Here is a 20,941-nt window from a genome sequence, read left to right as displayed (position 1 = left end):
CTTAACCAGCAGATGTACCGCGTGTAATTTTCTTGCCCACCCAGGCGACGCAGCGGTCGAGGATGAAACCGACGATGCCCACATACACCAGCGCCAAAACAATGTCGCTGATAAGCGAGCTGTTCCATGCGTCCCAGATGAAGAAGCCGATACCGACACCACCAATCAGCATTTCTGCCGCAACGATGGCCAGCCAGCTCAGGCCCACACCAATGCGAAGCCCGGAGAATATATAGGGCGCGGCGGCAGGCAGCATGATTTTCCAAAAGTACTCAATGCCATTGTGTTGAATGACACGTGACACGTTTCGATAGTCTTCAGGAATATTGCGAATACCCACTGAGGTATTGATGATGATGGGCCAAATGGCAGTAATGAAAATCACAAAAATCGCCGATGGGTTTCCATCCTGAAAGCCAGCCAGTGACAAAGGCAACCAGGCGAGTGGGGGTACGGTGCGCAGTACCTGAAACAGTGGGTCAAGCCCGCGTAAAGCCCAGGTGGATTGACCCACCAACACACCCAGCGCGACGCCCACCACTACAGCAAGGCTGTAACCCATGGCGACACGTTCAAGGCTGGCCAGAATTTGCCAGGCCATGCCTACATCACTTCCGCCGTTGTTGTAGAACGGATTGGTGATTAATTCCCACGTGTCAGTGATTACTTTGCTTGGGCCAGGCAAACGCGCGCCTTCACCGCTGCACAGAATTTCCCAGATCAACAGCAAAATACCCATGATGACGATCGGAGGAACAATCTTGCCCATGCTCTCCTTCAATTGCTTGAAGTAAGCAGTTTCAACGAAGGGTTTGCTTTTTACCTTGGTGGCGGTTTGTAGGCGCTCAAGTGTGTCGGTATTCATCATGATGATGTGTCCTTATTGCTTAGATGAATCAGGCCTTCAACGCTTTAATGGCTAGACTGTCGAGGTATGCCTTCGGGTTTTTCGGATCAAACACCTTGCCGTCGAAGAATTTTTCAACGCCACGAGAGGTGCTGGCCGGAATGTCTTTGGCGGCTACACCCAACTCTTTCGCCGCGGTTCTCCAGATGTCTTCGCGGTTTACTTTCTTGATCAGTGCGTTGGTATCCAGCTTGCTTGGCAGGTAGCCCCAGCGCTGGTTTTCCGTGATGAACCACAGGTCGTGACTTTGGAATGGGTAAGACGCCTGGTTGCTCCAATACTTCATCAAGTGCTTGCTGTTGTCTTCGACACGGCCAGTGCCATAATCGAATTGACCTTTCATGCGCTCAATAATGTCGCCCACCGGTGCGTTGATCCAGCGTCGCTGTGAACAGATTTTCGCAACCTCATCTTTGTTGGCTGGGTCGTCGCAGAACATTTGTGCTTCCATGACCGCTTTCAGAATGGCCTTGGTTGCATTCGGATTGGCTTGCACGTAATCCGCACGCAGGCTGAGGGCTTTTTCTGGGTGGTTGTTCCAAAGCTCACCGGTGGTGACCGCGGTGTAGCCAATTTTCTGGTGAATCAGTTGCAGGTTCCAGGGCTCGCCCACACAGAAGGCATCCATGCTGCCCACTTTCATGTTGGCCACCATTTGGGGCGGGGGAACCACAATGGTGGATACATTGCTATTGGGGTCGATGCCTGCGGCTGCCATCCAGTAGCGGATCCACAAGTCGTGCGTTCCGCCCGGGAAAGTCATGGCAGCACTAACGGGTTTGCCACCGCCTTTCTTGGCAGCCAGTGCTGCCTTGAATTCAGTGGCGTTGGTGCCCACTTTGAGGTCTTTGAATTCATTGCTGACCGAGATACCTTGGCCGTCCAGGTTCAGGCGGCACAGAATATTCATCGGCACCGGAATGTTGTTGGTGGTGATGGCGCCGGTAGTGAGCAGATAAGCCATCGGTGTCAGAAGGTGTGCACCGTCAATACCGTTGCCTGCCGAGCCCAGTACGAGGTTGTCGCGGGTGGTGCCCCAAGAGGATTGCTTCAACACTTCAACATCGGTCATGCCATGCTTTTTGAAGAAACCTTTTTCGTCGGCGACAAACAAGGGTGCAGCATCGGAAAGCGCAATGAATCCCAACTTGGCTTTTGTGGTTTCCAGTTTGGTGGACTGGGCTATGACGATGGAGGGGGCACCAAACCCGGCGAGCAAGGTTGAACCCCATACCGCTGCGGATTGTTTGATGAACGTGCGGCGTGTTTCCGACAACTCGGCTTTTTTATTGGTTGGTTTGTTGCTCATGGTGTGCGTCCTTCTAAATTCAACACAAGAAAAAATGGCGCACATCTCCACACCTGCCCAAGCAAGTTTGGGATGGACGCCGTTGTCCGGTACTTCAATCACTTCAATGCAATTGACCTGATCCGTCGTTGGTCATGGTCTCAGTAGACACTTAGCAGAATGTGTGCCATGCAAAAAAGGGGCGCACGCTTGTGAAATTGAGTTAAATCAGTGCGGGATTCCACGCTAATTTTGGTGCGTGGAGCGAGTTTGGTGCGGCGCACCAAATAAATCGGTGCGCCGGTTTTGATGGATTTGGTGCATGCACCGCTTTGTTGTGCGTGTTTCGGTGCTTACTTTTGAAGTGCGCGAATGCCTACCCATGCAAAAAACAGCGCATAGGCCAAATCGATGAGCCCATAGCTTGAATAGAACAGGGCGAGCAGGGGCGTTTCTTCCTTGATGATTGGGAGCATGTCTGACTTCCTGGTGATCCAGATGACCCAGGTGTATACATAGATCGCTTTTTCAAAGGCGAATACAAAACAGATTGCAGGCAACTGATGTGCTTGTTTGGCCACAGACAAATAAGCCAGCCCCCACACCATGACCATGAAGGTACCGAAATCAGAAAAAACTTCAGGTGATAACTCGTGAAAAGCCTGGTTGGTGAAAAACTCGCTTGCCGCGAGCATGCCTAAAATATTGGTAAGCCCCGCTGCAATAAAGCCCAGAAAAATGAACCGATGGTTAGCTGTGTGATTCAAAAGTTGTCTCCGTTTGTTGTTTTGGGTGTTTTTGGATGCTGCCCGAATACTATATACTTGCGCCCCATGGAGAAGTGCGAGAGCGGCTGAATCGGCCTGACTCGAAATCAGGTAAGGGGGTAACCTCTTCGAGGGTTCGAATCCCTCCTTCTCCGCCAAAAAACAGAAAGCCCCGGAAGGGGCTTTTTGTTTTTGCAGCGGAGATGAGCAAAGCCCCTGCGGGCTTTGCGTGAGGGATTCGAAGCTTTTCGCCTATGAGCGAAAAGCCGGGAGAATCGACACACCCAGTGACGCGTGAAGCGGCACGCAGGTGCGGCGTTGGGTGAGAAGCTTTTCGCCTATGAGCGAAAAGCCGGGAGAATCGACACACCCAGTGACGCGTGAAGCGGCACGCAGGTGGGGCGTTGGGTGAGAAGCTCAGAAGCTCAAATTGATTCGCATCACTGCGGTGCTTCCACTGACCTCATTGCCCACCACCAGCAAGGGTTCTCCAGTCGGAGAGTCTTTGGCTGGGATGAATACCAGTCCCTCGGGTCCCAGGTCTCCAGCAGTCGGCAACACGGCTGGGTCGGAGGGGTCGTTGGTCCAGTCATCGCGGGTGTTGTAGTAATCCACACGCACGGGTGCCGCCGGGTTGGTGACGTCATAGACCAGAATGCCGCCCATTCTCTCCAAACCAATAAAAGCGAAAGTCTTGTCTCCAATCTGACCTACTGCAACGCCCTCAGGTTCGGGTCCTTTTGCATCGCTACGGCTATCCAGCGCATTGCCTTCATCATGACCTGAATTAAAGAAATCCTTGCAGTTCAAGTTACGGGCGCTGCCCACTTTGCAATCGTCGCTGGCCAGGAAGCGTTCAATTTCAGAGCCTGAGTCGAAAACCAGCATGCCGTCTTCATCAAAAATCGAGAACGAACGGGTACCGAAGGAATACAGTTTGTCATACATCAGGCGATCGCCTGCGGGGTCTTCAACGCCAGAGCTGTTGAATAGAAGAGGTGCGCCGTTGGCATCTGTTCGGTAACCCATGGTCCAGGTGACATTCAAGCGCCCAAGTTGATCGTCGGCCCGGCAACCATTCGGGTTGCCAGCCACGGCACCGCAGTAGCCAAACACCAAGGGGTTCAGCAAGCCCCCATTGGCCAATTCATCGAGATGGGCAGGCAGGTCATCGTTTAAACGGCCAGCCCAACCATTGCGGTTTACCAAGTGTTTGACCCTGAATTCTTCAACAAAACCCTGGCTTGTATCGCCCGCAAAATAGGCAGGATTGTCTTCACCCCAGGTGCGAGCATCGCCTTCATTGGCTGTCACCAAATAGGTTTTACCATCCGTAGCTGTGTAGGAAGCCATGGCATCGGGCAAGTAAAGACCGGCAACGCCAGCCCAGTTGCGAATGTTAATTGTGCCGCCATCGGTGTCGGACGCGTCGAATTCGTTACCGATAGCACCGTGATCTTTCTCCCCAAGCGGAAATACATTGCTTACAGAGGCTGTTTCAATATCGACTTTTGCGATTGCATTGTTTTCTTGAAGGGTCACATAGGCGGTTTTGCCGTCCGCGGACACTGTGATGTATTCAGGTTCAAAGTCTTGTGAAGCAGATGCACCCGGGCCATAGATTCGAATACCTTGAGCACGCAGACTGGCTTCTTGTCCTGTGAACGCACTAAAGCTGGCCGTGCGTACGATCGGCGCGCGCGGGTCGCGCACATCAATCACGCTGATACTTCCTTCAGGGTCAATTTGATAGTCGTCACTGGGCTCACCTTCGTTGGCGGTGAGCACGGTGTTGCCGTCCGGCGTGAAGGTGATCATGTCGGGTTGTGCGCCCACTGTGCGAGAGCTCAAGAGAGTCAAATCGCTGGCTCGATACAGAGCCATGCGGCCCAGGTTGGTTTTCACAGGGGCTTCGATGGCTACCGCAACAATACCCTTGGCGACTGCAACGCTGTTCACGACTGAGCCAGCGAGCACGTCATTGGTGTTCAGCGTATCAATCAAAGTGGGGTTTTCCGGGTCAGACAGGTCAAATACATCTACAGCACCTGCCAAGGCATTGACCATGAATAAGCGTTGGCTGGCTGGGTCGTAAGCTGGAATTTCAGCAGCGCTGACATCAAACTGGTAGGTCGAGAATCCACCAATTTTCTCCAGTGTCAGGCTGGCCGGTGTGGCCTCGGAAGGCGCGGTGGTGCTGGGGGTGTTGCTGCCGTCGCCGCCGCAGGCAACCAGAGTAGCGGCCGTAATCGCACTGAGTGCGAACAGTTGAATTTTGGTCTTGTTCATGAAAATAGGCCCGAATCGCTATAAAACGATCGAGCCTATTGCTTCAAAATGAAACCTTGATGACAAATATTAAGTGAATGGTGGATTAACCGGGAAGTCCATCTGTCGGCAATCCGGGCAAACCGCCCAATTCACCGCCCAGTGCATCAGCACCAGATGAAATACCGCTGCTCAGTGTGCCCAGCAAGTCGCCTTCGGGGATTTCAGGCAAACCGGAACCGCCAGCGCCCTGAAGTGCAGATTGCAAGGTGTCTGCGCCGCCTAAAATACCGTCGACCAAATCGGCCAACCCGCCTTCAACTTCGGCAGGAAGGGCAGGTGTGCCGCCATCCAGGCTGTCCAGGTTGGGAACCTCGGTGCCCATTTGGCTCAGTACACCTTCCAGTACATTGTCGATTTCAACAGCAACATCTCTCAAACCCTGAAGCAATTGATCGTAGGGCTCTACCTGTTCGCTGATTGGTTGCGTAATGCCATCGGCCACATCCACCACGCTGGTGACCAGGCCACCATCAGTTGGGTCTACATTGGGCAGTGCTGAAATCAGTGTATCCAGGCCAAGGTCGGTATTCACAGCCTCTGAGAGGGGGGTGGTGATCGGGCTCAGGGGTTCGCCCAGCGGTGTTTGGTTTACGCCATCGACCAGTTGTTGTACGAGGTCAGCCTGCGGTGTGCCTTCCCCAGTGGTGGCAACCAAAGCATCGTGCACGTTTTCAAGTACACCCAAACCTGTTTGCTCCACTGCAACTGCAATGTTGTCAGGAGTCGATTCAGGGCTGTTCTGGCTGTTTTGTACAGCATCCTGAATTGGTTCAAGAATGCTTTGTTGCAAGTTGTCCTGGGTCAGGTTCTCGTTGGCAAATTCCTCAAGGCTTTGCGGGCTGTCTTGGGATGAAAACTCGCCCGCGCCAGCCAGGCCACCGCCGCCAGCGTTGCTTGTGCCGGTGCTTGTGCCTGTTCCCGCATCGCTGCTGCCAGAGTCGCCAGATCCACCTGCCAAAAACGCACCCGCTGCCACAGCGCCTGCACCCGCCAAGCCGCCACTGCCTGCACCAAGAAGGCCGGCACCAAACAGGCCGGCCACGGCACCACCCTCGGCCGCCGCAGAATTCTCAGCCAACTCGGTGGTGAATTCAAAACACTCGCCGTCTTCGATGACCACGATTTGCTGCTGGCCATTGGCACCAGTTTGCTCACCCAGTGTCACCTTGCCATTCGAAGTCATGACGCCTGCTGCGGGAATTTGTCCCTCAGTTCCAGGAAACTCGAGCGCCAAGCGTCCATTTGCGCCGGTGACCACTTCGTCACCAGGCAGGAGGAAGTCGCCTGCTTTAACAGCCACTATTTCGCCGTTGCGGCTCACGTTTACTTCACCTTCAAGGTCTTTGACTAATGCTTGGGCTGCGGCCATGGGTTTGCTCCTGGATAGATTGATCGGCGTTTAACATCACTTAATTCTGCTGGTTCGCCAATTTTTTAATCCTCCAATTAGGGGGAGGGTTCTACCCTCTATTGGTGAATTTGTAATTGACAATGATTGTTGTCAGATATACATTCACACAAACAAAAATTTTCTGAAAAGGTTCCAGGTATGAGTGAATACACAGTGGTGATCATTGGCAGTGGTTTTGGTGGGCAGTGTGCAGCGATCAACCTGAAAAAGCGCGGCATTGAAGATTTCATCATGTTGGAGCGCCGCGACTTCATGGGCGGCACCTGGTGTCAAAATGCTTACCCTGGCGCCGCGGTTGATGTTCAGTCGCTGTTGTATTCCATCGAGAGTGAGCCATACGACTGGAGCCAAATGTTTGCTGAGGGTGCAGAACTTCAGCAGTACACCGAGCATGTGATTACCAAGCACGGCCTGCGCGAGAAGACTCGCGTAAACAGCAATGTGCAGCGCACCGAGTGGCACGAGAACGAACAACGCTGGCATGTACATTTGCAAACAGGCGATGTGATCAAGGCGCAGTTCGTCATCAACGCTTCTGGCCCCTTGAGCACACCCGTGATCCCGAATTTCAAGGGACGCGATACCTTCAGAGGAAAGACTTTTCACACCAATGCCTGGGACCAGCAATACGACCACAAAGGCAAACGTGTCGCCATTATTGGCAGTGGTGCCAGTGCAGCACAGGTGATACCCGCCATTGCGCCGGAAGTAGGGCATTTGCATGTCTTCCAACGCTCGCCCCATTGGGTACTGCCGCGACCAGACCGTGTATTCAAGCCCTGGCAGCGCGCTTTGCTGAAAGTGGAGCCCATTCGCAAACTGGCTCGTTCAGCGATTTATTGGGGATTGGAAAGCCGTGTCATTGCATTCAAGTACTCGGACTTCGCATTGAAGAACATTGCGCAGCGCGAGGCACTACACCACATCAAGAAGCAGATCAAAGACCCGGCACTGCGTAAGAAAGTAACACCTGATTTCACCATTGGATGCAAACGGATTATCTTGAGCAATACGCTTTACCCGGCCTATTGCCGCCCCAACGTGAGCCTGCACGACAAAACCGACGGCATTGCCGAGATCAATGAAACCGGTATCAAGACATTGAGTGGCGAGCAGATTGAGCTGGACTGTATTGTGTATTCCACGGGCTACGACGCCACCGACGGGGTAATTTCCTACCCGGTTGTGGGCAAAGGAGGCACCAAACTGGCCGATGTGTGGAGTGAGTTTCCCCGCGCCTATTTGGGCACCACCGTGCCACAGTTTCCAAACCTGTTCATCGTGACTGGTCCGAACACCGGTATTGGGCATACCTCTGCAATTTTCGTGATTGAAGCCCAGATGCATTACATCATGCGCGCTATCACTGAAGTAAAAGCACAGAAGGCGGCGGCGATCGAAGTGAAGCAGCAAGCCGAGGAGCGTTACACCACACACATTCACAGCGAAATGGAAAAAACGGTGTGGAAACGCGGTGGTTGTACCAGTTGGTACAAAAGTAAAAGCGGTCATGTGGTGGCCATGTTTCCGGGTTTTAGCTACACCTACCTGCGTATGGCCAAAAATTTCAAGATGAATGACCATGTGTTGCAGGCATCTTTGGCACAGCAGCAGCCTTTAGACTCCGATGAATCTGAATTGCTTGCAGAAGGGGCCGCAGCGTGAAGAATTTCAAAGCAGGACCCTCTGTGATTCATGCTAATTTATTTAATGTTCAATCTGAACAAAGTTACCTAGGCACCACCACCATCGAATATCAATACGCCGATTTCCAGATCTGCAATGTCGTGTTATTTGAGACATATAGTGGGTGACGCGGTTGATTGTTGGTCCGCGTGTAACCGAAGCAATACGCCTCTATTGAATCTAATGATGGAAAGTCTTTACACTTCGCACCATGACTCCCCCACGCGACAATCGCTTTCATTTTGAGCTTGATTAACGATTCGATAATTGAATTATTTAAAGGATCGGTGTCAGGAAGAAATGGGGTCAGGCATTTTGCGTTTCGCGTGCGAATTGAGCATAGGTTTACAAAAACCATCCCGTCGAATCCCCATCCCATAGACCAGTTTTTACAGCGTTCAAACGTTCTCCTTATTCGATTTTCCGTTTCACCCAAACCAGGGTTTAACATGATCCATAAGATATTTTCTTTAAATAAATTATTTATTTTGAATGGGAAATTTTTATTGTGAAAATTGTTTTTCTTTAATAAAAAGTTGTTTTCAATTGTGTTCCAGTTAAGTAAATAGACATACCTACGGAGGTGATCCTTCGAATAAAGAAAAGAATGTTCATATCCCCCGTCTTTTTTGTAAACTAAATCTAGCTCATATGAGCTAGAGAAGTAATTTAGGGTCTCGATAATCGCTGTTTGATTCAATTACTTCTCTCCTTGAATAATTTTCAAAAAAATTATAGGGTAGCACGCAGTCGATTACTCTATTTTTAATTGAAATTATTTATTTAATTGATGGTGGTACAGCAACTCGAACTAGGAGTTCGTCTTTTGATGTTGAATCAACAATATATTCTAGTCGAGATGCCGAGCTTCCCCAACCGGATAAATTGGCGGTTAGTTTTGCTTCGCAGATCAGGCGTGATGTTTCAGAATCCTTCTTTAAGGTGATTATTTCATTTAAAGAATAAGTGACATTATGAAATTCATTCATATAAATTTTCATGATCTCGTCCTCCGCCACATCAAATGCCTCGATGCATTCCATTTCTCCCCTTAAGTTATATCCTTTGGTCTCATTGATACGATCAAGACAATTATCTCTGGTTTGAGTGGCTGTTTTATGAATATCTGAGTTTTTGTAATTTTCATTTAGAATATTTTCTTTTAGAAGTGCGTTTTCTTTTGAAATTTGTTTCACAATATCTGTAACCTTTGTTGAGTGACACTCAACTTCGGAACAAGATACGAGCAGGAAAGAAATACAGGCAATTGATAGAATTTTAGTCATATTGTGTTCGTGTGTAAAAATATTGTTTTTCATGGTTGGTCGTGATTGAGGTTTACAATAAATTTATTGAAAAAAATTCAAGCTGTAGTGTATGAAAAATAAATTTTATTAATCGATTTTTCATGAATTGGAAATAATATTAATAGTAAATCTGAAATTTTTAGAAATAAATGTTGTAAATTTTTTTGAGATGAAGTTATTAAGTGAATATTATATGAGAATGTGAATTAAGTAATGAATAAAGCAAGTCTTTTATATGTTTACACCACCAGATAACCGCCATCCACATTGATGCAGGCACCGGTGGTGTAACTGGAAGCCTCGGATGCCAAATAAAGCACAGTACCCGCCATTTCGCTGGGTTGCGCCACACGATTCATGGGTACATGCTGCAGCAGTGCATTCCGAATGGCGTCGTTGTGTACCAAGGCCGATGCGAATTTTGTATCGGTTGCACCGGGCAGCAGCGCATTCACACGCACCTTCATTGGCGCACATTCTTTGGCAAAAGCCTTGGTCATTGAGATTACTGCGGCCTTGGTGATTGAATAAATGCCTTGGTAGAGGCCGGGAATAACGCCATTGACCGAAGCCACATTAATGATGCTGCCGCCACCATTTTTTGCCATCAGCTTGCAGCCGTGGCTGCTCATGTAAAAGTAACCGCGAATGTTCACATCGCAGGTTTTTTTGAAAGGCAGCCAGGTCAGTGTCGTATATTGGCCCGAAGTGTGGGTTGGTCGCGCCGTTGTTCACCAAAATATCCAGCTTTCCAAATTTCGCTTCAATTTGTTGGTACAGCGCCTCAATCTGGTCCATCTCGCCCAAATGGCAAGCCATGGGCACCGCCTTCAAGCCATCTGCTTGAAATTGCGCAGCAATTTGTTCGCAAGCCTCCTGTTTTCTGCTTGAAATGATCACTGTAGCCCCCTTGGCTGCCAGCAATTCCGCACAGGCCAAACCAATTCCGCGGGTCGCGCCCGTGACCAATGCCACCTTATCTTGTAAATTGAACAAATCCGTTGTTGTTTTCACATCGTCTCCTTACAGGCATTTTCTAATTGTTTTTCATCTGAAAAGGTAACATCGCATGGGCTCGGAATTTGAGCAAGACGGCAAGCATGTTTTTGTATATGGATCACTGATGTATCTGCCGGTTTGGGGGCAGGTGGTGCGGGGCGTTTATCCCTGTCTAAACGCCATAGCCAGGGGCTACCAGCGCCATGCAGTGCCTGGTGAAACTTACCCAGCCATGGTGCCAAACCCGAGCGCGCAAGTGCAGGGTTTGGTGTGGCTGAATGTGTTGCCAGAGGATGTCAAGAATCTTGATGCCTTCGAGGGGCCTGAATATGAGCGCCGCGAAATTGAGGTTGTGCTCAACACCAGTGGCGAAACCTTGAAAGCCGAGACCTACATTTGGTTGAAGCGGGATGTATTGACTGATGAGTTGTGGAGTGTAACCCGGTTCGAGGCCGAGGGTATGCAGGCTTTTTTGAACAAACACGTGGGCAACTGGAACAACACCGGGCAAAGAAAGTAACAACAAGAAAGGAGACGACCGCATGGGTTTTATCTTGGCACTGGACCAAGGCACCACAAGCTCGCGCGCCATTGTATTCAATGCGCAGGCACAGGTGGTGGCCAGTTCCCAACAAGAGTTTGAGCAGATTTTTCCGCGGGCGGGTTGGGTCGAGCACCGCCCCGAAGACATTTGGAACACGCAGTTGGCTTGTGCCCGGGGCGCGATTGAGAAAGCCGGGCTTAAACCCTCGGACATCGAAGGTATCGGCATCACCAACCAACGTGAAACCACAGTGGTCTGGAATCGAAAGACCGGCAAACCGGTTTACAACGCCATAGTCTGGCAAGACCGCCGCACGGCGTCCTATTGCGACAAGTTGCGGGAGCAGGGCAAGGCGGCCTTGATCCGCCGAAGTACCGGGCTGGAGTTGGATTCCTATTTTTCAGCCACGAAGGTGAACTGGATTTTGAACAATGTGCCAGGTGCCCGCGCACAAGCGGAGGCTGGCGAACTGGCTTTTGGCACGGTGGACTGCTGGCTAATGTGGAACCTGACAGGTGGGGCAGTGCATGCCACTGATGTCAGCAATGCATCGCGCACCATGTTGTTGAACATCAAAAATCTGAAATGGGATTCGGAGTTGCTCCAGTTGTTTGACATTCCTTCCAGTGTGTTGCCTCAGGTGTGTGAATCGAGCGGCGAAATCGCGAAGTGTGATCCTGCGCTGCTGGGCGCGGCCATTCCTATTGCCGGCGTTGCTGGGGATCAGCAGGCAGCCACGTTTGGGCAAACCGCATTTAAACCCGGTGAAGCCAAAAATACATATGGCACTGGCTGCTTTATGTTGATGAACACCGGCACTGAAGTGGTTGAAAGCCACAACCGCCTGTTGACCACGGTGGGTTGGCAGGTGAGCGGCCAGACCAGTTACATGCTCGAGGGCAGTGTATTCATGGGTGGTGCAGTGGTGCAGTGGCTGCGCGATGGTTTGGGCATTATCGAAAAATCAGCCGATGTGCAGGCCTTGGCGGCAAGTGTGCCAAGCACCGATGGTGTGTGCCTGGTACCTGCATTTGCAGGCTTGGGCGCGCCGCACTGGGACCCGTATGCGCGTGGCACCCTGGTGGGCATGACTCGTGGTACCACCAAAGCGCATATTGCACGGGCCGCATTGGAAAGCATTGCCCTGCAAACGGTGGATTTGGTTCAAGCCATGCAGCGGGATGGTGCCAAGCCATTGAGTGAACTGCGCGTGGATGGTGGTGCCTCGAACAATGATCTGTTGATGCAAATTCAAGCCGATTTATTGGGTGTGCCAGTGGTACGCCCCACGGTCACAGAGACCACCGCCTTGGGTGCAGCTTACCTGGCTGGCTTGGCAGCGGGTGTGTTTGATACCGAGGAAAGCCTGCTGGCCAATTGGCAGGTGGACGCTCGGTTTGAACCCAAGATGAGTATTGATGAACGCGGTGCCTTGCTTGATCGCTGGCACCGCGCGGTAGAACGTTCCAAAGGATGGGCAGATGCTTAGTCGTAAGAAGCACCTTGAAACACTGAAACTCAAGGCACAAGAGCAATATGAATGGGACGTGATTGTAATCGGCGGTGGCGCGACAGGTTTGGGAAGCGCAGTGGATGCCGCCAGCCGTGGTCTGAAAGTGCTATTGCTCGAAGGGCATGACTTTGCCAAGGGCACCAGCTCCCGAGCCACCAAGTTGGCCCACGGGGGCGTGCGTTATTTGGCTCAAGGCAATTTCAGCCTGGTGAAAGAGGCACTGGAAGAACGTGGCCGCATGTTGGTGAATGCCCCCAACCTGGTCAAGCCCTTGGCATTCGTCATTCCGGTGCGAAACGTAGTCCAGAAACTGTTTTATTGGATCGGCCTGAAAATGTACGACATGTTGGCGGGCAAGCTGGGTGTTGGCCCCACCACCATGATGAAGAAAAATGAGGTATTGCGTGCGGTACCCACCATTTCGCAGCACAAGCTGCATGGTGGTGTGCGCTATTTCGATGCGCAATTTGACGATGCCCGCCTGGCTATTGCCTTGATGAAAACCCTGCACAAGTTGGGTGGTCTCGCCATCAACTACATGCCCGTAACCGGGTTTGTGAAACAGGCCGAAAAAATCAGTGGTGTGCAAGCCCGCGATGAATTCAGTGGCGAGGCCATGACCTTCAAGGCCAAAGCGGTCATCAATGCCACCGGGGTCTGGGTCGACGACATTCGCAAATTGGATTCAGCCGACTCCAAGCCCATGTTGAGTCCCAGCCAAGGTGTTCATGTGGTGGTTGACCAGCACTTTTATCCAGCCAAGGAAGCCTTGCTGGTGCCCAAAACCAGCGATGGCCGAGTGCTTTTTGTGGTGCCCTGGTTGGGTAAAACCTTGATTGGCACTACAGACACACCCCGCAATGATGCGCCATTTGAGCCGGATGCCTTGCCGCAGGAAATCGATTTTATTTTGAACACCGCTGGCCAGTACCTTGCCAATGCGCCCACTCGGGCAGATGTGCGAAGCGTGTTTGTCGGGTTACGACCGCTGGTCAGTGCGGGGGGCGAGAAGCAAAATACCAAGAGCATCTCTCGCGAGCACACAGTAATTACTGCCCCCAGCGGATTGGTGACCATCACGGGTGGCAAGTGGACCACCTATCGCAGTATGGCGGAGGAAGTGGTTGATTTGGTGTGCGAACAGCAGGGCTGGGTTAACAAGCCGACACGTACCCGTTACTTGCGTCTGGAAGACGACCTTCCTATGCGAAAGCCAGGTTCTGCGATTCACGAGAATCTAGATTTGAATGAAGCTGAAATCGCGCAGGCCGTTCTCGAAGAAATGGCTGTGACCATTGAAGACGTACTGGCCCGCCGAAGCAGGGCGCTTTTCCTCGACAGTCAGGCTGCATTGGCCTGTATGAATGAGGTTCGATTTGTGCTGCAAAACGAGTTGCGCTACAGCGAAGAGGAACTGGATCGACAGGAGCAGGCGTTCAGGGCGCTTGTTACTCAATATAGCGTGCAACAGGTTTGTTGAAGAAATTTGTAAAAAATGACTTGTCTTGCTTGCACTGCTCCTGCCTTTGGGGCATAATCTCGCTTCTTCACAGCGGCTGTAGCTCAGTTGGATAGAGTACTTGGCTACGAACCAAGGGGTCGTGGGTTCGAATCCTGCCAGCCGCGCCAAATTAGAAAAACCCTCGCTCAAAAGGCGAGGGTTTTTTGTTATTCGAACTCTGAAAAATCATGCTGCCAATTCCAGTCATCATTGTCGCGATTTTCTTTGTCGGCGCAGGCATTTTGCATTTTGTGTTGCTGGATTTTTTCTCCAGTATCGTGCCGCCGTACCTCAGCAACCCGGATGCCCTGGTCAAAATCAGTGGTGTTTTCGAGATTATGGGTGGTCTGGGCATTCTGTTTGAACGCACCCGCAAATGGGCCGCTTATGGATTGATGGCGCTTTGCGTGGCTGTGCTGCCCGCCAACATTCACATGGCCATGAACCCTGAACAGTTCGCCGATATTCCGGTGTTGCTGCTGTACTTGCGCCTGCCGCTGCAGGCTTTGGTCATTTGGGTGATCTGGAAAGCAGGCCGCAGCCGACACGCTTAAAAATAGAATATCGATTACAGTTCTCTGCGGTACACTTGAAAAAAAATACAACGCAGAGGAGACGGAAACGATGTTAAAGGCCGGTTTGATGATGAAGCAGGAAATGCTGCTTTCATCAATTTTGGTGCATGCCGAACGTTTTTACGGTTGGCAAGAAGTGGTAAGCCGCAGGGTTGAAGGTGACCTGCACCGAATCACCTTCAAGGCCATGGCAGCGCGGGCAAGACAACTTGCCAACGCCTTGCATGGCTTGAACATTCAGCAAGGCGAGAACATTGCCACGATCGCCTGGAACAGTCATCGCCACATTGAAATCTATTATGCGGTGGCGGGTATGGGTGCTGTAACACACACCTTGAACCCCAGATACACACCACAGCAGTTGATCTACATCATCAACCACGCGCAAGACACCACTATTTTTTTCGACCTCACCTTTGCACCCTTGATCAAGGCGATTGCACCGCATTGCCCCAGTGTTAAGAACTGGATTTTATTGATCGATGAAGACAAGATGCCTGCAGATCCACCCGTGGCTGGCCTGTTGAATTACGAGGCCTTGCTGAAAGCGCAGAATGACGAGTACGTGTGGCCCGAATTTGATGAAAACTCAGCCTGTACCTTGTGTTACACCTCGGGTACCACCGGCAACCCAAAAGGCATCTTGTATTCGCACCGATCCACCATGTTGCACGCGATGATGTCGAACTGTGCCGATGCGATTGCGCTGACCCGAAAGGACACGGTTCTTCCCGTGGTGCCGATGTTCCATGTGAATGCCTGGGGCTTGCCCTATGCCGCGTTGATGACAGGTTGCAAACTGGTCATGCCTGGCCCACAACTGGATGGCCCATCCATTTATGACCTGCTCGAGCGCGAGCGGGTCACCGTGGCGGCGGGTGTTCCTACCATCTGGCTGGGATTGATCAATCACATGAAGCAAAACGGACTCTCATTCAGCACCTTGAAACGCTCGCTGGTGGGTGGCTCGGCAGTCCCTGTGAGTTTGATCAAAGAGTTTGACGAAATGGGTGTTGAGCTGATGCAGGGTTGGGGCAGCACAGAAATGTCGCCCTTGGGCACTGTGTCCAAGCTGAGCGGTGATGAGCGCAGTTTGCCCAAACAGGAGCAATACGAGATTGTCGCCAAGCAAGGGCGCACCATTTTTGGCGTGGACATGAAATTGCTGGCTGAAGATGGCACTGAATTGCCCTGGGATTTTGAGCAAAGCGGCGAGTTGCATGTGCGTGGCCACTGGGTATTGCACGAGTACTATGGTGGTGATGGCGCCAAAGCATTCAGCCATGATGCCACGGGCAAGCGTTGGTTTGCGACAGGCGATGTGGCCCGGATGGCACCTGATGGCCTGATGCAGATTACCGATCGCACCAAAGATGTGATCAAGTCGGGTGGTGAGTGGATTAGTTCAATCGATTTGGAGAACATTGCCATGTCTCACCCGGCGGTGCTTCAGTCTGCGGTGATCGCCATTCCGCATGAAAAGTGGAATGAGCGACCGTTCTTGATTGTTGTGAAGCGTCCCGGTATGGAGGTAAGCAAGCAAGACATTCTGAATTTCTATGAAGGCCGCATTACCAAAATGCACATTCCCGATGATGTGGAGTTTGTCGATGCCATGCCAATTGGTGCTACTGGCAAAGTGCAGAAGTCGGAGTTGCGGGAGCGATTCAAAGGTTTGAGATTTGTGTAAGTGCGACAGAAGGTATAAGGAAAGTTAAATTGTAAAATGAGTGTTATTTAATGGTTTAACTTTCCTGACTTTGCTTTATCCTTGCCCTTTGTCAATCAAGATGGGGCAATTCAAGCATGTTGCGTTTGTTCATTTCCGGGTTTTTGTTGATGACCGCAATGCTGGCCCAGGCTCAGCAGCCACATTCACAGCAACCGGTCTACAGGTTTTCTCCTGTTAACCAGTGGGACATTCCCAAGACCGCCGCCTACTGGAATCCAATTATCCAATATGTCAGCCAGCAAAGTGGTGTTCAGCTTGAACTGAAAATCGGCAGAACTTCCGCCGACACTACAGCCTATGTGCTGGCGCAAGAAGTCGAGTTTGTGTTTTCCAACCATCTGTTCAGTCCCGAGCGTGACAAGCTGGGCTGGAAGGTGTTTGGGCGACGCACTGGTCCTGCCCTGCAGGGGCAAATCGCTGTGCTCGACAATTCACCGATTCGCACGCTGGAGGAGCTGGACAAGCAAGATATGGTGTTTGCTGGTCCCGAGGCTTTTGTGGGCTACCGGGTGCCTCAAGCTGAATTGCTGAGTCGTGGTGTCGAAGTGAATGCTGTATTTGCAGGAAACCAGAATGCAGCGTTTGCTCAGTTGATGGCAGGTAAAGCGAAAGCAGTGGGCAGCAATTCTGCCCTGATCGACGGATTCACTGAAAAGCAAGGCACCAAATTCAGGGTACTTTGGACCTCAGAGTCCTATCTGGATTTGGCGCTGATGGCGTCCAGCAAGGTGAGCACCAGAGATGTACGTGCTGTTGCCAACGCCTTTGTCAACATGCACAAAAGCAAGGCGGGCGCCTTGATTTTGAAACAGGCGTCGGAGTCGGTGGGTATGGATCCGAACAGCCACTTCCTGTCGGCGACCGACAAAGACTACGAAAATTACCGCCGGTTTTATGCCACTGCACCCATGGCGGTGCGTTAATGCCTGACTGTTTGTTGTAATGAAGCTGATCCGTTTATTGCCATCGTCCCTGATTGGTCGCGTGTTCTTGTTGTACACCGTGGCTTTGCTCTTGTTTGTGTCGCTCAGTTTTATTGCCTTCTCGCGTTTTCAATACCACAGCACTCTCGAAGAGGCGCAAGACTCGGCCAACATGATGATTGAGGTGGTGGCGCAAACGGTGGCTGACAGCGCGGTAATCGGCGATTACGACACCATTCAGCGCACTTTGAACAAGGCGATTGCAGGTTCCCGGTTTGCTTCAGCCAAGTATATTGATTTGACTGGCGGCCTCATTCGAAGCGAAAACTCCAGTATTTTAAAGAGCACCGCGCCCACGTGGTTGCGCGACAAGGTGGCCGAGCAACTTTACGATGTGAACCGGGCCATCAATGCTGGCGGTTATGACTATGGTGTGTTGCGTTTTACTTTTGCAGTGGATGAGATCGCAGAAGGTTTTTGGGGGTTGATCCGCGTGGCCATGCTCAGCGCGATCGGTGGCTTGCTGGGCGGCATGTTGATCATCTGGTTCCCTCTGAAACGTTGGTTGGGTGCGCTTGAACGTGTTGAAAAATTCGATGCCACGCCGTCCAGTTCAGCCAGTGAAGGTTCAGAGTTGTTGATTGAAAATCTACCGACCGAGTTTCGACCTGCTTTTGAGAAGTTGAAACGCACCACCGAGCACCTCGACGATGAGTCCAGAGCCAAGGAAATGGCAGAGAGTGCCAACCGCGCCAAAAGCGAATTTCTGGCCAACATGAGTCATGAAATTCGAACCCCGCTCAACGGCATTATTGGCATGACAGAACTTGCGCTGGAAACCAAGCTCACCAAGGTTCAACGGGAGTTTTTGCAAGTCGCAAACGACTCGGCCAACACCTTGTTGTTGATCGTCAATGAAATCCTAGACTTCTCGAAAATTGAAGCGGGCATGATGACGATTGACACGGTCGCATTTGATCCGCGGCGAGTTTTTGAGCAGGCACTGGTTCCCATGATTCCACGGGCCAGATCAAAAAGCCTGGAGTTGCAATGCACTTTTTCAGAAGGGTTCCCAAAAGAATTTGTAGGCGACCCGGTACGCCTTCTGCAAATCATCAACAATATGGTGGGCAATGCAATCAAGTTCACTGAACGGGGTGGTGTATATGTGCATGTGCAGGCTGGCAAAAACATGCAGGGCGTTCAATTGCTGAAATGCTCGATTCGAGACACTGGAATTGGTGTGCCATTTGAGAAGGTCAATTCAATATTCAAACCCTTCGAGCAGGCGGACTCGTCAATTACCCGTACTTTTGGGGGTACGGGTCTGGGGCTTACCATCACACGAAGACTGGTGGAATTGATGCATGGGGAAGTGTGGCTGGAGAGTCAGGTGGGTGTCGGTAGCACCTTCCATTTCTCTCTGCCAGAAATGCGTTAATGGGTAGTAATTAGCGACTAGCTTTGGGTCCCCACAATTCTTCAAGCCGTTTGTCCCGACCACAGCCGTTGCGGTAATAGCCATAGCGAACAGGGTTTTTAATGTAGTAGTCCTGGTGGTATTCCTCGGCGGGATAAAATTTCACCACTGGTGCAACTTCCGTGTAAATGGTTTTGAATTTGCCTGTGGCCTGCAATTTGGCTTTGCTGGCCTCAGCCACTTTTTTCTGCTCTTCATTGAGGTAATAGAACCCGCTTCGGTATTGGGTACCACTGTCGCAAAACTGGCGGTTCTTGACGGTGGGGTCGATGGTTTTCCAGAAGTACTCCACCAACTGGCTGTAGCTTACTTTCGTGTCATCGTAGGTCACCTCAACCACCTCGGTGTGGTCTGTGCGGCCAGCACTGACTACCTTGTAGTCGGGGTCTTTGTATTGCCCGCCGGCATAGCCCGAAATCGTTTTCAACACACCGGGTACTTTGTCAAAGTCGGCTTCGGTGCACCAAAAGCAGCCGCCGCCAAACACTGCGGTTTTTGTTTCAGCCTGCGCGCCGGTTGCTGCAAGCAAGCCCAAGGCTACGGCCAGGGTTGTTTTGAGTTTCATAGATGTCATTTTTTTACGCCTTGCGCACTGCGGGTAATGTTTGTCCTTCGGGAACGAACGCTAGGGCCAAACCGTTGTTGCAATAGCGCTTACCGGTTGGGGCCGGGCCATCGTCAAACACATGACCCTGGTGGCCTCCGCAATTGATACAGTGATATTCCGTGCGCGGCAAAATCAGTTTGTAATCGGTTTTGGTACCCAAGGTGCCCTTGTTGGCGTCAAAGAAACTTGGCCAACCCGTGCCACTGTCGTATTTGTACTGGGAGGGGAACAGCGGAAGGTTACACGCTGCACACACATAGGTTCCCTTGCGTTTCTCATCATTCAAAGGGCTTGAGAATGGGCGCTCTGTGGCCTCTTTGAACAGCACGTTGTACTGGTCTTTCTTGATGATTTTCAGCCATTCAGCTTCGGTTTTGTTCAGTTTGTTCATACTGGCAATTGCACTCATGGGTTTCGTGATCATCAGTCCTGCGCCCAAGGCGGCAAGTCCTGCTAACAGGGTACGACGTTGCATGTTTGTGTTTCCTTTTTTAATCACTCAATCAATATTCAACTGCATTGGCTCAAGGCCTTTGGTGCATTCAATGCCTGAAGTACGGTATTGGATTCATTGTTTTCAACAACAACACCCAGCCCCACTTTATTTTGGTTCCAGTCGGCGGGTAGTGTGTGCCTGAATACCAGTGTCCTCGACGTGGGTGATACTTTCCTCGCATCACTCAGGTGCCGCACAACCCGGTCGTGTTTCAACAGCTCCCCCCGATTTTCTCCGGCCTTCACTTGCTGGCTTAAACCGTCTTCGTAGAAGGCCACGTATACGCGTCCACCGGAATAGCGCTCATCCAGCCATTCGGTTTTTACCTGAACTTCGACCAGATTGGCGGCCTTTCGTTCAAGCGAAACTTGCAGACCCACGGGGGCTTTGTCCTGTTGCATCGCAGCCAATCGCTGAGGAATCAGCCCAGCCTGGCCCCACCGCCGAACTTCCCGGTTCGAGAATACATACTGCGGTGTGTAAATTTGACTTACGTTTCCAGCCCGTTTGTGGGCGTATTGCCGATCGGTGAATTGCTTTTTGGAGTAGGGGTCTTCCCAGCCAATGTAATTCCAGTAATCCACATGAAATGAAAGCGCCAGAATACTGCTTGACCGCTCTGGGGTGGTGAGTTGACTGCTTAGCCATCGATCGGCAGGCGGACAGCTGCTACAGCCTTCTGAGGTGTAAAGCTCGGCGACAATCATTCGCTCCGCAGGGCTTGTCCAATTGCAGTTAACTTGCTGGCCCCAAACAGGTGCAGAGCCAAGGCCTAGAAGGGCCAGGCCACCGGTTCCTGCCATGTACTTCAAGCAATTTGTCATACAACCCTCCGCCTGCTGCGTTCTGTTCAGGAGGGTATTCGCCGGATTTC

The 20,941-nt window shown here is 51.3% G+C and carries 18 protein-coding genes, 2 tRNA genes and 1 pseudogene; 10 read left to right on the top strand and 11 right to left on the bottom strand.

Annotated elements, in window-relative coordinates; translation table 11 throughout:
* Nucleotide 1: 1 nt before the first annotated feature.
* The 3 genes from ntrB to A0129_RS12735 form a co-directional block, all read right to left on the bottom strand.
* Nucleotides 2-868: a nitrate ABC transporter permease gene (gene ntrB / locus A0129_RS12745; protein ID WP_291715515.1), complete on the bottom strand. Its 867-nt coding sequence runs from the start codon at nt 866-868 to the stop codon at nt 2-4.
* 28 nt (nt 869-896) lie between these two features.
* On the bottom strand, nt 897-2,216 hold the full coding sequence (locus A0129_RS12740) for a CmpA/NrtA family ABC transporter substrate-binding protein (protein WP_291715513.1): 1,320 nt from the start codon (nt 2,214-2,216) through the stop codon (nt 897-899).
* A gap of 332 nt (nt 2,217-2,548) precedes the next feature.
* Nucleotides 2,549-2,962, bottom strand: coding sequence for a hypothetical protein (locus tag A0129_RS12735; RefSeq protein ID WP_291715511.1), 414 nt, complete (start codon nt 2,960-2,962; stop codon nt 2,549-2,551).
* A gap of 68 nt (nt 2,963-3,030) precedes the next feature.
* On the opposite strand from A0129_RS12735, the gene A0129_RS12730 reads away from it, so the two are divergent.
* Nucleotides 3,031-3,120, top strand: a tRNA-Ser gene (locus A0129_RS12730).
* A gap of 259 nt (nt 3,121-3,379) precedes the next feature.
* On the opposite strand, the gene A0129_RS12725 is transcribed toward A0129_RS12730, so the two are convergent.
* Nucleotides 3,380-5,251 (bottom strand): choice-of-anchor I family protein, encoded by a 1,872-nt coding sequence (locus A0129_RS12725; RefSeq protein ID WP_291715509.1) that lies wholly within the window; start codon nt 5,249-5,251, stop codon nt 3,380-3,382.
* A gap of 85 nt (nt 5,252-5,336) precedes the next feature.
* Nucleotides 5,337-6,662, bottom strand: coding sequence for a hypothetical protein (locus A0129_RS12720; protein WP_291715507.1), 1,326 nt, complete (start codon nt 6,660-6,662; stop codon nt 5,337-5,339).
* 180 nt (nt 6,663-6,842) lie between these two features.
* Here A0129_RS12720 and A0129_RS12715 point away from each other — a divergent pair, with 180 nt between their 5' ends.
* A complete protein-coding gene (locus tag A0129_RS12715; RefSeq protein ID WP_291715505.1) occupies nt 6,843-8,369 on the top strand; it encodes an NAD(P)/FAD-dependent oxidoreductase in 1,527 nt (508 codons plus the stop codon).
* Between the two features lie 91 nt (nt 8,370-8,460).
* Here A0129_RS12715 and A0129_RS12710 read toward each other — a convergent pair whose 3' ends face one another.
* The 3 genes and pseudogenes from A0129_RS12710 to A0129_RS12700 all read right to left on the bottom strand — a co-directional run bounded on the left by A0129_RS12710 (nt 8,461) and on the right by A0129_RS12700 (nt 10,711).
* Complete coding sequence (locus A0129_RS12710; RefSeq protein WP_291715503.1) at nt 8,461-9,090, bottom strand: DUF1643 domain-containing protein; 630 nt, start codon at nt 9,088-9,090, stop codon at nt 8,461-8,463.
* Between the two features lie 79 nt (nt 9,091-9,169).
* Nucleotides 9,170-9,709: a hypothetical protein gene (locus A0129_RS12705; RefSeq protein WP_291715501.1), complete on the bottom strand. Its 540-nt coding sequence runs from the start codon at nt 9,707-9,709 to the stop codon at nt 9,170-9,172.
* A gap of 227 nt (nt 9,710-9,936) precedes the next feature.
* Nucleotides 9,937-10,711, bottom strand: a pseudogene (locus A0129_RS12700) (SDR family oxidoreductase).
* A 55-nt stretch (nt 10,712-10,766) separates the two neighbouring features.
* Here A0129_RS12700 and A0129_RS12695 point away from each other — a divergent pair.
* From A0129_RS12695 to A0129_RS12660, 8 genes are all read left to right on the top strand, one after another.
* Nucleotides 10,767-11,216 (top strand): gamma-glutamylcyclotransferase family protein, encoded by a 450-nt coding sequence (locus A0129_RS12695; protein ID WP_291715499.1) that lies wholly within the window; start codon nt 10,767-10,769, stop codon nt 11,214-11,216.
* Between the two features lie 22 nt (nt 11,217-11,238).
* A complete protein-coding gene (glpK, locus tag A0129_RS12690; protein WP_291715497.1) occupies nt 11,239-12,729 on the top strand; it encodes a glycerol kinase GlpK in 1,491 nt (496 codons plus the stop codon).
* Nucleotides 12,722-14,233 (top strand): glycerol-3-phosphate dehydrogenase/oxidase, encoded by a 1,512-nt coding sequence (locus A0129_RS12685; protein ID WP_291715495.1) that lies wholly within the window; start codon nt 12,722-12,724, stop codon nt 14,231-14,233. The genes glpK and A0129_RS12685 overlap by 8 nt, the downstream gene beginning before the upstream one ends.
* Nucleotides 14,234-14,305: 72 nt before the next feature.
* Nucleotides 14,306-14,382: transfer RNA gene (locus A0129_RS12680), tRNA-Arg, on the top strand.
* Nucleotides 14,383-14,442: 60 nt separating this feature from the next.
* Nucleotides 14,443-14,808: a DoxX family protein gene (locus A0129_RS12675; RefSeq protein ID WP_291715493.1), complete on the top strand. Its 366-nt coding sequence runs from the start codon at nt 14,443-14,445 to the stop codon at nt 14,806-14,808.
* 70 nt (nt 14,809-14,878) lie between these two features.
* On the top strand, nt 14,879-16,519 hold the full coding sequence (locus tag A0129_RS12670; protein ID WP_291715491.1) for a 3-(methylthio)propionyl-CoA ligase: 1,641 nt from the start codon (nt 14,879-14,881) through the stop codon (nt 16,517-16,519).
* 116 nt (nt 16,520-16,635) lie between these two features.
* Nucleotides 16,636-17,484 carry a PhnD/SsuA/transferrin family substrate-binding protein gene (locus tag A0129_RS12665; protein ID WP_291715489.1) on the top strand — a complete coding sequence of 283 codons (849 nt, stop codon included), beginning with the start codon at nt 16,636-16,638 and terminating at the stop codon, nt 17,482-17,484.
* Between the two features lie 19 nt (nt 17,485-17,503).
* Nucleotides 17,504-18,925 carry an ATP-binding protein gene (locus A0129_RS12660; RefSeq protein ID WP_291715487.1) on the top strand — a complete coding sequence of 474 codons (1,422 nt, stop codon included), beginning with the start codon at nt 17,504-17,506 and terminating at the stop codon, nt 18,923-18,925.
* A 10-nt stretch (nt 18,926-18,935) separates the two neighbouring features.
* Here the strand turns inward: A0129_RS12660 and msrA are convergent, their stop codons facing one another.
* From msrA to A0129_RS12645, 3 genes are read right to left on the bottom strand one after another with little or no spacing between them, the layout of a single operon-like run.
* Nucleotides 18,936-19,538, bottom strand: coding sequence for a peptide-methionine (S)-S-oxide reductase MsrA (gene msrA / locus A0129_RS12655; RefSeq protein WP_291715485.1), 603 nt, complete (start codon nt 19,536-19,538; stop codon nt 18,936-18,938).
* 4 nt (nt 19,539-19,542) lie between these two features.
* On the bottom strand, nt 19,543-20,046 hold the full coding sequence (msrB, locus tag A0129_RS12650) for a peptide-methionine (R)-S-oxide reductase MsrB (RefSeq protein WP_291715483.1): 504 nt from the start codon (nt 20,044-20,046) through the stop codon (nt 19,543-19,545).
* 35 nt (nt 20,047-20,081) lie between these two features.
* Complete coding sequence (locus A0129_RS12645) at nt 20,082-20,891, bottom strand: DUF1223 domain-containing protein (protein ID WP_291715481.1); 810 nt, start codon at nt 20,889-20,891, stop codon at nt 20,082-20,084.
* Between the last annotated feature and the right edge of the window lie 50 nt (nt 20,892-20,941).

The organism is Limnobacter sp. CACIAM 66H1 (genome assembly GCF_001601825.1).
GTDB lineage: Bacteria > Pseudomonadota > Gammaproteobacteria > Burkholderiales > Burkholderiaceae_B > Limnobacter.
This window is presented reverse-complemented; position numbering and strand designations above follow the sequence as displayed.